Origin of the sequence: Oceanipulchritudo coccoides, assembly GCF_010500615.1 — a bacterium.
GTDB lineage: Bacteria > Verrucomicrobiota > Verrucomicrobiia > Opitutales > Oceanipulchritudinaceae > Oceanipulchritudo > Oceanipulchritudo coccoides.
The window spans coordinates 629,127-641,486 of record NZ_JAAGNX010000002.1 but is presented as its reverse complement, the minus strand read 5'-3'; the positions used below and the strand labels follow the sequence as shown (position 1 = coordinate 641,486).

11 protein-coding genes are annotated in these 12,360 nt (G+C 55.2%); 7 read left to right on the top strand and 4 right to left on the bottom strand.

What is annotated here, in order from left to right:
* Positions 1-21 precede the first annotated feature (21 nt).
* On the bottom strand, positions 22-1,008 hold the full coding sequence (locus G0Q06_RS08290; RefSeq protein WP_163964322.1) for a glycosyltransferase family 2 protein: 987 nt from the start codon (positions 1,006-1,008) through the stop codon (positions 22-24).
* 106 nt (positions 1,009-1,114) lie between these two features.
* Between G0Q06_RS08290 and G0Q06_RS08285 the strand changes: the two genes are divergently transcribed.
* The 3 genes from G0Q06_RS08285 (at position 1,115) to G0Q06_RS08275 (ending at position 4,260) form a co-directional block, all read left to right on the top strand.
* A complete protein-coding gene (locus G0Q06_RS08285) occupies positions 1,115-1,807 on the top strand; it encodes a TVP38/TMEM64 family protein (RefSeq protein ID WP_163964320.1) in 693 nt (230 codons plus the stop codon).
* A complete protein-coding gene (gene xseA, locus G0Q06_RS08280; RefSeq protein WP_163964318.1) occupies positions 1,782-3,062 on the top strand; it encodes an exodeoxyribonuclease VII large subunit in 1,281 nt (426 codons plus the stop codon). The genes G0Q06_RS08285 and xseA overlap by 26 nt, the downstream gene beginning before the upstream one ends.
* A 277-nt stretch (positions 3,063-3,339) precedes the next feature.
* Positions 3,340-4,260, top strand: coding sequence for an aldose epimerase family protein (locus G0Q06_RS08275; protein WP_163964316.1), 921 nt, complete (start codon positions 3,340-3,342; stop codon positions 4,258-4,260).
* Here the strand turns inward: G0Q06_RS08275 and G0Q06_RS08270 are convergent.
* Positions 4,247-4,852, bottom strand: a complete 606-nt coding sequence (locus tag G0Q06_RS08270) for a hypothetical protein (RefSeq protein ID WP_163964314.1) — start codon at positions 4,850-4,852, stop codon at positions 4,247-4,249. The genes G0Q06_RS08275 and G0Q06_RS08270 overlap by 14 nt on opposite strands.
* Before the next feature lie 90 nt (positions 4,853-4,942).
* On the opposite strand from G0Q06_RS08270, the gene G0Q06_RS08265 reads away from it, so the two are divergent.
* The 4 genes from G0Q06_RS08265 (at position 4,943) to G0Q06_RS08250 (ending at position 9,589) form a co-directional block, all read left to right on the top strand.
* On the top strand, positions 4,943-5,638 hold the full coding sequence (locus G0Q06_RS08265) for a metallophosphoesterase (protein ID WP_163964312.1): 696 nt from the start codon (positions 4,943-4,945) through the stop codon (positions 5,636-5,638).
* A 71-nt stretch (positions 5,639-5,709) separates the two neighbouring features.
* The gene (gene mgtE / locus G0Q06_RS08260) at positions 5,710-7,071 is read left to right on the top strand and encodes a magnesium transporter (protein WP_163964310.1); all 1,362 of its coding nucleotides are present in this window, start codon (positions 5,710-5,712) and stop codon (positions 7,069-7,071) included.
* Positions 7,072-7,142: 71 nt separating this feature from the next.
* Entirely contained in the window at positions 7,143-8,195 is a 1,053-nt protein-coding gene (locus tag G0Q06_RS08255) for an HAD family hydrolase (RefSeq protein WP_238710436.1), read from the top strand.
* Positions 8,192-9,589 carry an MFS transporter gene (locus G0Q06_RS08250; protein WP_163964308.1) on the top strand — a complete coding sequence of 466 codons (1,398 nt, stop codon included), beginning with the start codon at positions 8,192-8,194 and terminating at the stop codon, positions 9,587-9,589. Before G0Q06_RS08255 ends, G0Q06_RS08250 begins: the two co-directional genes overlap by 4 nt.
* Positions 9,590-9,597: 8 nt before the next feature.
* Here the strand turns inward: G0Q06_RS08250 and G0Q06_RS08245 are convergent, their stop codons facing one another.
* Positions 9,598-11,238 (bottom strand): ABC transporter substrate-binding protein, encoded by a 1,641-nt coding sequence (locus G0Q06_RS08245; RefSeq protein ID WP_163964306.1) that lies wholly within the window; start codon positions 11,236-11,238, stop codon positions 9,598-9,600.
* Positions 11,235-12,308, bottom strand: coding sequence for an ABC transporter ATP-binding protein (locus tag G0Q06_RS08240; RefSeq protein ID WP_163964304.1), 1,074 nt, complete (start codon positions 12,306-12,308; stop codon positions 11,235-11,237). The genes G0Q06_RS08245 and G0Q06_RS08240 overlap by 4 nt, the downstream gene beginning before the upstream one ends.
* Positions 12,309-12,360: the final 52 nt, after the last annotated feature.

Sequence of the window (12,360 nt, the reverse complement as noted above, 5' to 3'; positions counted from 1 at the left end):
CGCCGTTAGCCATTCCTGATTCTACTCCCCTACCCGCTCGGCGACACCTGCAGCCGGTTCGAGTCGCAGGGTCCTCACCAGGACCAACTCGGCCACCAGTCCAAGGGATATCAATTGTGCGGATAACAAGGTCCCGAGGATGCCGAAGAAAAACAGAGGTCGCGTCCCGATCCCTTTGTATCCAAGGAACCAGCCGATACTCAGATAGGAGAGAACCCCGATCCCGACCGCTCCAACCAGCAATCCAAGCCCCCCAAAGAAATGTGCCGGGCGACGCAGGTAGCGCGTGAGGACGACAGCGGTCAATAAATCCAACGCGCCCTTGAACATCCGGGTGGCACCGTATTTGGAATGGCCGTGCTGACGGGCATGATGCTCGACGACAATTTCCCCGATCCGGTATCCATCGGCATGGGCCAGGATCGGGATAAAGCGGTGCATCTCACCGTAGAGTTTGACGCCCTTCGCCACATCGGCCCGGTAGGCCTTGAACCCGCAGTTCATGTCGTGGAGCTTCACTCCGGAAATTGACCGGGCGACGAAATTAAAAACTTTCGAGGGCAGGGTCTTGTCGAGCGGATCGTGACGACGCTGCTTCCATCCGGAAACAAGGTCATGCCCCTCCTCAAGGGCCTTGATAAACTTGGGGATCTCCTCAGGCTGGTCCTGCAGATCGGCATCCATCGTGATAATGACCTTTGCATCCGCCGCGCGAAAGCCCTGGGCAAGCGCTGCTGCCTTGCCAAAGTTTCTCCGGTGCCTCAGGCCGCGCACGTGATTGGGATGCTTTTGGTGAAGTTCACGGATGCGCTTCCACGAGCCATCCGTACTGCCATCATCGACAAAGAGAATCTCAAAATCCTCCCCGACCTGTTCGCTGAGCACCACTACCAACCGCTGCGTCAATTCCTCAAGTGAATCCTCCTCATTGAAGACCGGCACGACCGCGCTGATCTCGCGGGGATCGTCATCCGGCGGCGGTTCGGGCGCAAGGAGTGGCTCTGTCATGTCTCAGGTTTAGTTTGGATTGATGGCAGAAGGCAATTCTTTCCCTCGAAATCCTCCCTTTTCCGATGCTTGCGCTCATCAGCTGAATACTCCAAGTTTGCTGAAAATGCGCCTATCGGAACATCGAAACCTGCTTTGGCTCGCCCTTGCCGCCGCCCTGCTCGGCTCAGCGGTGTGCGCCTTGGCAGTGTACATCTTCCGGGAGGCGATATTTCCATTGCCCCCGCTAGCGGAAATCCGGGAAGGCGTTTACAGCCTGCTCAACACGATCCCGGCGCCCTTGTATTTTCTGGCCTTGGTCATTCTTCCGGCCTTTGGCGTCCCGTTGACCCTCTTTTACTTGACGGCCCTGCCAGTTCTCGGACACGGAAATGCTTTTTACGGAGTGATGCTTACCTGGGTTGCCATCGCCCTGAACATGGCTTTCACCAATTTGCTGACGCATGGAGTCTTCCGCCCCATCATCGAACGGCTTATTCGCCACCGGAATATGAAAATTCCCCGTATCCGGAAGGAAAACGAATGGAAAATTGTTCTGGCAACAAGGATTTCACCTGCTCCATGGGCCCTGCAGAATTACCTTCTCGCCCTCGGGCATTCCCGCTGGAGATACTACCTCTGGTTTTCTCTTCCCATCCAAGGCGGCATCGGGCTGGCCATGATGCTGCTCGGGGAATCCGTTCTGAAGGGTGGATTTGGCTATGTCTTGCTCGCCATCTTTTTGATTTTTGTCGTGAACCTGTTACTACAAAATTTCCGCAAACGCCTCAGTCGTGAATCTGTCCAGCCAGAAATCTGATCCTTGTTACACGGTCACCTCCCTGACCCGTGAAATCAGGACTCTCCTCGAGTCGGCTTTCCCGGCTGTCCGAATCCGTGGAGAAATCAGTAATCTGCGCCAGCAGGCCTCCGGGCATATCTACTTCTCTCTCAAGGACAGCGGAGCTTCCATTTCCTGCGTCTGTTTCCGGAATGATGCCGCCCGACTGAAGGTCAAGCTGCGGGACGGCCTCCAGATTGTCGGCGGTGGACGCGTCAATGTCTACGAGCCACGCGGCAACTACCAGATCATCTTCAGGACCATTGAAGAGGATGGAGTCGGGCGTCTTCAGCAGGCATTTCTGGAGCTCAAGCAAAAGCTCGGGGACGAGGGCCTCTTTGACAAGGATCGCAAACGGGCCCTTCCCAGACTGCCCCGAACGGTTGGGTTTGTCACTTCCGAGACCGGGGCCGCCCTGCGGGATTTTGTCTCAATCCTGCAACGCAGGGATTGGCGGGGCCGGCTCATTGTCATCCCGGCCCGCGTGCAGGGTGCCGAGGCTGCCCCGGAAATTGTCCGGGGAATTGAACAGGCCAATCAACTGAAGCTTTGCGATCTGCTCGTCATCGGCCGTGGCGGAGGCAGCCTCGAAGACCTCTGGCCATTCAACGAGGAAGCCGTTGCCCGTGCTGTGGCCGTATCAGAAATTCCCATTATCTCGGCAGTCGGTCACGAAATCGATTTCACCCTGAGCGACTTTGCCGCTGATCACCGGGCTGAAACTCCTTCCGCCGCCGCTGAACTGATCACAAGTGCATGGCAGCAGACCCTTGACCAGTGCGATACGCTTAAGGACCGGCTTTATTCCACAGTGGACTATGCCGTTGAGCGAAAGACCCATTCACTCAATCTTGCGCGGGCCCACCTGCAGAATCAACACCCGCGGAATCGCCTCGAACAAGCGGCCTTGCGCCTTGATGACCTGCAGGCGCGCCTTGGCCAGACCCTTGTCAACGCGTTCCGGGACAATGCCCGGCAGCTCGAGCACATCTGCACTCGATTTCACTCCCTCAAGCCCGAAAAACAAATTGGCCATTATCGCGAAAATCTTCGTCAGCTCCGTTTGCGCCTAGTCAACAACAGCCATCAGGCTACCCTCAACCGGGGCTATGCGATCGTCCGGAAAACCGACCAATCTGTGCTCAGTGAGGCCGTAAAGCTACTTCCTGGAGAGGACTTTGTCGTTGAAATGCGGGACGATTCCTTTGAGGCAACCCGCAAAAGTGATTCTTAAGCCCAAAATTAGCGGTTCTTCTGCCCTGCTTTTGTTACAGATGTGTGAAATGACTGATTTTTGCAGAAAAATCCCATTTTCTACTTGAAAAACCCAAGAAGATGAAGATTAGTACAACCATACAAGATTTCCCGTAAGGGAGTTTTGGGGTAACATATAAGGAGTAGTGAAATAGAAAATAATGGCAGGCGACTTAGGGGTAGGTCGCCTGCCTTCTTTTTACCCTCCTACTTCGATTCGGCCTTCCCCACGGCTCTGAATTTTACATAGTCAGACCATGGCCGCCGAAGAAAATCCTGCCGCCTTGAAGACGGAAACCTTCGAACTAGGTTCCTCAACGTTCCAAATTGCCCCGGAGAGCGGCTTTCGCTTGATGCGATGGACCCTCTCGACAGCGGTTGGAAAGCGCGAAATCCTTCACTGGCCGGATTCTGCAGGAAATGAACCGTTCCATGGAATCCGTGGCGGTAATCCCCTCCTCTTCCCGTTTGCCGGAAGGTCCTTTGATCGCGGTCTGGAAGACCACTGGCGTGCTCCAGGGGGAGAACAGCTGCCTATGCCAAGGCATGGATTTGCCCGTGATGGAGAATTTGAAGTGGTGTCGAAGGATTCCCACCACATCTCAGCCAAGCTGGTGCCGGATGAGAAGGCAAAGGCGGCTTATCCATACAACTACACTTTCTCAACCCGCTACACGTTTGAAGAACTCGCCTTCACCATTTCCCTCAAGCTCGAAAATCATGGGGAGGAACCCATTCCCTGGTCTGCCGGACATCACTTTTATTTCACATTACCCTGGCACAATGCTGCCAGACGAAAAGATTACCGGCTGAACATGGAGGCCCGGAAATGCGCCTACCATGGGCCAGACGGCAAACTTGTCATGCAGAAGGATCGCGAATCCTGTCATGATTTATCCGATACAGATCTGCTTGACCGGATTCATTGGGAATTGCGACACAACCGGGTCTCGTTTGGACCCAAAGGTGGCGAAGAGGATGTTCACCTTATCATCGGGTCCGAGCCCGTGCCACAGAAGGGGGTTGCTGTCGTGACATGGTCAGAATCCGAAAGTGCGCCCTATTACTGTATTGAGCCGTGGATGGGTGCACCAAATGCAGCTGAGCACGGAAAGGGACTCCACTGGGTTGGCCCGGGGGAATGTGCCTCGTTTGAGGTGCAGGTCAGTCTTTTTTGATAGCTTCCGGACCAGGCTCAGCCAGTCCCTCCGTCGCGGCATTGTCCTCTTCCGGGGGAGTCACCTCCGTGTCGTCCTCCCCGGCAGCATCCTGACCGGAATCTTCCGGCATCTCCGGCTTCAAATGTGCCGCCACAAGCTCAGGGGTCAGTTCCAGTTGAGGAACCTCAAACTCTCGCTTGGTCGGCATGTGACGAAACTTTCCACGACCGAGCGGCTTGAGGACCCGCTTTCGCTCCAGTTGCAGGGCAAGGAAAAACTTGAGCCGGTCGCGCGTTTCCCGAATCTCTGCGGAATCATCACCATCCTCTTCCAGTTCATCATAGAGACTGAGGAAAATCTCGTCCGTTGATTGCAGATCAGCTTTACGCACTTCCGCCTCGGAAATCTCCCGTTCCTTGATCATCTGGCTCCATTTACAGAGCACACCCGCATCAAGATTCAATTGTTCCCTTTCCTCCTCCAGCACATCCACGCGCTCGAGCACGCCCTCATCCGTCCGGTAGAGACAGCTCCAGACCCGGTCTCCCGGGACAAAGGCCTTCCCCGAAACAAAGGATTGCTCGCCGACTGACTTGATTGGAACCTCCATGATCCGCTTGTATGGAGGAGCAGGGGAAAAATTCAAATCAAATGAGGATCGACAGGGCCCGCCACCTGCCTTGAAGGTAATCGCACTGCCATGGCAAAACTCACCGTCAAGTGCCTTCCGCCCTGTTCGGGCAGGACCCTTATTATCGGCGATATTCACGGCTGCGCCGATGAGTTGGAGACGCTCCTCGACGCCTTCTCTGCGCGGAAGGAAGACCGCATCATCGCCGCCGGTGATCTGATAAACCGCGGCCCGGACAGTGTTGGCGTCCTTAAGCTGGTGAGGAAGCACGCCATTGAACCCATTCTGGGCAATCACGAGATGCGCCTTCTGAAAGCCTGGCAGAAGGACAAATCCTCCCTTCTCAAATCCAAGGACAAACCGTCCTTCAAGAAGCTTTCTGAGACTGATTGGAAGTGGATTGAGACTTGGCCCCATGTGCTGGAGATTCCCTCCCTGAAGACCTTGGTCGTACACGGCGGATTTGCCCAAGGGGTTGCCTGGAAAAAGCAGGATCCGGAAATTGTGACCCGCATCCAGGTTCTCGACAAAAAGGGGCTCCCTGCAAAAAGATCCGATGCCCCGAGCGGTCGCCCGTGGGCGGAGAGCTGGTCCGGCCCTGAACATGTTTATTACGGACATACGCCAAGGCCGCATCCCCTCTTCCATCCCTTTGCGACCGGACTGGATACAGGTTGCCTGTATGGCTATACCCTCACCGGGATTTCCCTCCCGGAAAAGGAGATCTTCCGCGTACACGCCCGCAAAAATTACGTGGATGGCTAAAACGGCCGCAGCAGGAATTATTCGTTAGATTCTCCTTTGCCTCTTCGATCACTTTTCCCATTCTAATGAGCATGGATACGCCCACTGAACGTCAGGACCTCTCCTATTCGCACGAAGAGTTGATGGAATGGCCTCGGGATGAGCTGTCCAACCTGAACCCTGTCCGGTTGGCAGCCACCTCGTCTCTTGCCGTGGCCCAATTCCTTGAGCGGCTTGAGATTGACGAACGAAGGGAACTCCTGCGGCAGCTCTCCACCGAGCGGGCCGCGGACATCCTTGCCGAAATGGATGAGGAGGACGCGGCGGACGTCCTCGAGGAAATGCGACCCCACCGGGCGGCCCGAATCCTCGATGATTTCGAACCGGATGATGCCGCCGATGTTGTGGCCGAGCTCGAGCCTGAGAACCGGGAACAGCTGCTGGCCCACATGGAGCAGGACTCCCGGGAAAGCGTTGAAGAACTCCTGTCCTACGACCCTGACAGCGCCGGCGGTCTCATGACGACGGAAGTCGATACCGCGCTTGACAGGATGACGGTGGAAGAAGCCACCTCGCGCATCCGCGAATTCGCCAACAAGCATGAGGATCTGCACTACGTGTATGTAGTGAACGAGCAACGACAATTGAGGGGCATTGTTTCCTTGCGGAAACTTATCCAGTCCGGACCGCAGCAACTCATCAGCACCATCATGCGAAGTGATATCCAAGGGGTCTGTACTCCGGAAATGGACAAGGAGGAAGTCTCGCTGCTCATGGCGGAACATAATCTTCCGGATATCGCTGTCGTTGATGCACAAAACACCCTCCTTGGCGTGATCACCCACGATGACGTTTTGGACGTTATCCGGGACGAAGCGACTGAGGATATCCAGAAACTCGCCGGTGCGGGCGGGGACGAGGATATCCACGATGACATCCTCTTCAGTATTCGCCAACGCCAGCCCTGGCTTGCCGTCAACCTGGGGACAGCCTTCATTGCGGCAATGGTTGTGAAAATTTTCGAGGCAGACATTGGGGCACTCCCCATTCTGGCTGCCATCATGCCCATCATTGCCGGTGTGGGAGGCAACAGCGGGCAGCAGTCCCTTGCCATCACCATCCGCTCCATTGCCCTCGGTCTGGTCAAGGAAGGCGATGCCAAGGGAATCCTTTTTCGTCAGGCGGTTATTGGTCTCATTAACGGGCTTCTAATCGGCCTGTTGGCAGCCGTCATGGTGGCCTTTTTTGGCGGACCCTTGAAGCTGTCGATTATCGTCCTGAGCGCGATGATCATCAATCTTGCCATGGGCTGTATAACGGGAACTTTGATTCCACTGGTGCTCCTTAAACTCAAGCAGGATCCCGCCCAGGTATCCTCGATTCTTCTCACCTTCGTAACCGATACCGGTGGTTTTTTCATCTTTCTAACTCTGGGCTCAATATTCCTTCTTTAAGGACAAATTTCCCCCGCTGGATGTCTTTAAGCAGGATTGACCCGAAGGCGGATTCGGGTTTGATTAACCTTATGCCAGAAGACAGCACACTTAACCGACAAAACATTGTCGCTTGTATCTGGGACTTCGACAAGACCCTCATCCCGGGATACATGCAATGGCCCATTTTCGAGCACTATGGGATTGATGAGAAACGTTTCTGGAAGGAAGTGAACGACCTTCCACAGAAGTACAAGGAACAGGGGCAGATCGTGTCGACTGAGATCATGTACCTGAACCATATTCTCACGTACATCCGTCATGGCAAGTTGGCCGGGCTCAACAATGCGCTCCTGCGCAAACTCGGCGCAAAACTCAACTTCTACCAGGGCCTCCCGGAATTCTTCCAGACCTTGAAGGATATCGTGACCAAGGACCCGATGTATGCGCGCTATGAAATCCGGCTGGAACACTACATTATCTCGACCGGTCTTGCAGAAATGATCAGGGGCAGTGCGATTGCTCCATATGTCGAACAGGTTTATGGGTGCGAACTAATCGAAAACCCGCTCCCACCGAATTTTGCCTCGCAACCGGAGTTTGAAATTTCAGGCCCGCGCGAAGTTTCGCAGATCGGCCACCTCGTCGATAACACGATCAAGACGCGTTATGTTTTTGAAATCAACAAGGGGACCAACAAAATCACCTCGATTGATGTGAATTCGCGAATCGCGCCCGAGGACCGGCGCGTCCCGGTCCGCAATATGATCTATGTTGCCGATGGGCCCAGTGACGTTCCGGTCTTTTCCGTGGTCCGCAAGCATGGCGGGAAGGCCTACGCCGTCTATGAACCCAAGAACGAGAAGGAATTTGCCCAGAACGATGCCCTTCGCGCAAGTGAACGGGTCGATCATTTTGGCCGGGCTGACTATCGGGAGAAAAGCGACACCTACATGTGGCTGACCACCCATGTCCGGCAAATCTGCAATCGCATCGTCGAGGAATCCGAGCGGGCCCTGACCCATCGTGTCGGACGTCCGCCACAGCACCTGCACCGTGACGATCCGCCAGTCATGAAAGGGTCCTTTCAGGAGAACCTGTTTGAGGATGAGCAGACCCAGCCCGAGGAAAATTCGTCTAAATGACCAGGTCCGACGGTCCCGCCCCTGAAATTCTGGAAGGCAACCTGCGGCGGTTTATCTGGTTCAGGCTCTTTTTCAACGCCCGCTTTTACTATCCGGTCTTCACCATCCTGTATCTTGACTACGGATTGAGTCTGGAACAGTTCGCCATCCTGAACCTGATCTGGGCCTTGACCATTGTCCTCGCGGAGGTGCCATCCGGCGCACTGGCCGACCTGATCGGCAGGAAACGCCTTCTGGTGTTTGCGGCCTTTCTCATGTTTATCGAGATGGGCCTGTTGACCGTTGTCCCGATTGGGACCTCCACCCTGCTTTTTGTTGTCTTCCTGATCAACCGGATCTTCTCCGGACTGGCAGAGGCTGCGGCAAGCGGTGCGGATGAAGCATTGGCCTATGATTCCCTCAAGGCATTGGGGCGCGAAAAGGATTGGCCCCATCTTTTGGAGAAAACAACGCGCGTCGTATCGATTGGCTTCTTTGTCACGATGATTACCGGCGCCCTCTCCTACGACGAGCAGGTGATGAACACTTTCTTGGGGTTTCTGAACAAGGACTGGGAACTCCAGAAGGAGACCATCATCCGCTTCCCGATCATTCTCTGCCTGGCCACTTCTTGTATTGTGATTTTCACGACACTTGGCATGCGGGAGATTGAACCCACCGGGGAACAGGCGCCCAAGGCGGAACGCCTCGGGTGGCGGGTCATCATCAAGCCATTCAAGCAGATCCTTGCCGCGGCTGGATGGACCCTGAACCATCGCTTTGTCCTGTTCGTGATCCTTGCCGCCCTGGCTATCGATAGCGTGGCCCGGCAATTCGTCGTTTTAGCGAGCGAGTATTACCGCATCATTGATATACCACCGGCATGGTTTGGATTCATTGGTGCGGGCATGTCCCTGCTGGGCATTGTGAACGCCCGTATTTCGCGGTATCTTGTCACTCATCATTCCCCGTTTTTCAATTACCTCGTTCTTTCAGCAATTCTTCTCGTCGGCCTGACCGGGATTCTCTTCACCATTCCTTGGTTTGGAGTGTTCTTCGCCATTGGAGCCTTTGCCATGATGGGCATGGTCAACTACCAATCCAGTTACTATATCAACCGCGAGGTGGACTCTTCCAAGCGGGCCACCGTATTGAGTTTTCGCGGGCTGGCCCTGAATCTTGGCCTTGGACTGGCGAGTCTGTTCTATACGGGATTGATCGCGGCCCTCAAGGCCCGGGAGGAAGCCGGCCTGTCGCCGGAGGCCCTTCAGGAATCCGTATTTATCGATTCCCTTAAGGCCTTCCCGGTCTATTTCCTCTTCCTGTTTGCCCTGGTGATTGTCTTCGGCCGCATGTTCATACGCCGGAGCCAGCTTTGCTTCCAGGTGGGGAACGAATCCAAGTCCCCTTCCTGAGAAAAACCTCACCGCCCCTCTGCAATTCGGCGTGCGCGCTTGTATTGTTCACGAAAATGCTCACTCAGCTCACGGGCCAATCGCACTTCCTCAATCCTCGGCGCTTTCAGGACCGCATCGATTGTTGTCTCAGCCTCCTCGTAGGAAATCGGCGTCATGTCCTGCATGATCCGCTCAGCCTCTTCGGCATCGGCCAACCTGCCTGCATTCTTCGCCTTAATAATTGCGGCCCATGCCTCGACCAATTCCTTTCGCACGTCAATGAAGCAAATCCGGATGATTGTGCGGATTTCGCTGAAAAGGCGTCCGGTCCAATCTCCCCGGTAAGTAAAGTCCCGCGCTGCGACGTAGGGGTTGAATGAAGCATCGGATCGCTTCTGATTCCATTCAGGGCCATAGAGCTCTGGACGAATGGGGGGCCGACGCAAACTGAACAATTCCGGCCCGCCGGGTTCCCCAACCTTGAAATTCCAGAGTTTCTGTCCTTCGAGTGAGAGGACAAACTCAATGAACAGGATCGCCTGCTCTTTATTGCGGGCTCCTCGCAGCAAGCCAATCGGATCCGCAGAGACAGTCGTCCCACCCACGGGGACATGAAATCCAAAGCGTGTATCCCCGCTTCGATCGAGAATGTTCTCCTGTTGAAAGCGCCCGTAGAAATCAATTGACATACCGGCGGCACAGTCGCCTGTCGCCACGTCAATGTTGGGCTTCTGCGAGGTATCCGTGAAATAGCGGGCATTGGCGGCAATTTTCTGCACAACCTGCATCCCGCGTATCCAGCCCTCCCGGACCACCTCATGCTCGTCCCGGTTTCCTTGTCCCTCCAACAGATGCATCTGCTGCTGGATGATCATTTCGAAGGCCTGCGCCATGGATCCGCTTTTTGTCGGATCACTGACCGCGATCTGGCCAAAGTAACGCGGGTCGGTGAGATCCACCCATTGCCGCGGCTCATTGGGGATTTCGAGGCGAGCCAAGGCATCGCGATTGTAAATGATGCCGTAGCTCGAGAGTACGGTGCCGTACCAGCGCCCTTCCCCGTCATAAAAGCTTTCCCCCGAAATACTCTCCGGAATAGCCTTTGGGATGGCGCCCGGAATCACCGTTTCCTGAAACCAATCCGGACGGGATCGCAAAAGTCCGGCATCCACGAGATTGCCGATATTGGCCTGCTTACGGAAATCGTAGGCGCCACCACCAAAGAACAAGTCAATACCGCTGCTGGCCCCACTGGCCAGAAAGGCACGGCGCGCCGCTTCCGCGGGCGTATCGTCCCCCGGTGTCGAATCGGGCATGGTGTAGGGATTGGCGAAAGCCGCCTGAACCGCCTGGGTCCACTCCTGCTGCAGGTCATTCTCCCAATGGTTACGGAAGGAATTGGTAAATTCTGAATTCAGGAATTTACCAATTTCACTTGTTCCCCCAATCACCCGGTAGTCCACGTAAATGGACCGCCCGGTCTTCTGCTGGTACCACTTCTCAAAGGCACGGGCAAATTCGTAGCGAATTGATTCCGTGTGCGGGGTTATGATCACCACCGTGTCATCGGCGAAACGGGTCACTTTTTCCGATTTCTGCAGGAGAAACGGGAGGCCCAGAACAACCACCAGCGCCAGGACGATGAATAGCTTGCCCGCTTTATTCATTTGGAAAGAACGACCACATCATCCGGGTCAACATAGGCATACAGCCCTTCCTGCCCGACGCGGTTCAAATAGCGCGGATTCAATTCAAATACCTTGAGGTGGAAATCCTCGCCGCTGAAAAACTCGTACTGGGCCAATTCCCCGTAGTAGACCGACTCACCGATTTTTCCGGCAAATCCATTTTCCTCAACCGGATAGGTATCGAGTTTCACGCATTCCGGACGGATAGAAAGGGTGACCTGTTGTCCTTCCGTAAAGGAATCTTCCGGGTCGCCAGCCACCCCGCTTAGATCACCGATCAGGGTTTTCACAAGGATGTTGCCTGCTCCAGCGCGCACCACCGTCCCCTCGATGAAATTGGTCTCGCCGATGAAGTCTGCGACAAAGGCACTTTTCGGTCGCTTGTAGACACCGGCAGGCGTGCCCAGCTGGAGGATTTCCCCCTCACTCAGAATCGCCATCCGATCGGCGATTGAGAGAGCCTCCTTCTGGTCGTGAGTGACGTAGATCGTGGTCAGGTTGTATTCCTTGCAGACCCGCCGGATTTCCTGCCGCATTTCCATCCGCAGCTTTGCATCAAGATTGGAGAGGGGTTCATCAAGGAAGAGGCACTGCGGGCGAATTACCAGCGAGCGGGCCAGCGCGACGCGCTGCTGCTGGCCGCCAGAGAGCTGGTTAGGCTTCCGGCTGGCATACTTTTCCATCCTGACCGAGGCCAATGCCTCCTCCACCCGGGCCTGCTTCTCCTTGCGGTTCACATGGCGCTGTTCCAAGCCGAAGGCGACGTTCTCAGCCACAGTCATATGGGGCCAGAGAGCATAACTCTGGAACATCATCCCGGTGTTCCGCTTGTGCGGAGCCAGCCGGGTTACATCAGATTTGCCAAAATGAATTGTTCCCCGTTCCGGAATGTAAAATCCCGCCAGGCAACGCAGCAGGGTTGTCTTTCCACACCCGCTCGGGCCCAAAAGAAAAAAGAGCTCGCCCGGGGCAATCTCAAGGTCGACACCCTTGAGTGCCACCACGTTGCCAAATCGCTTCTCCACATTCGAAACCGTCACCGGAACCATGGGCCAAGAGCTATCCCATACGGAAGCCCTGTCAAAACACTTTTCCAGATAG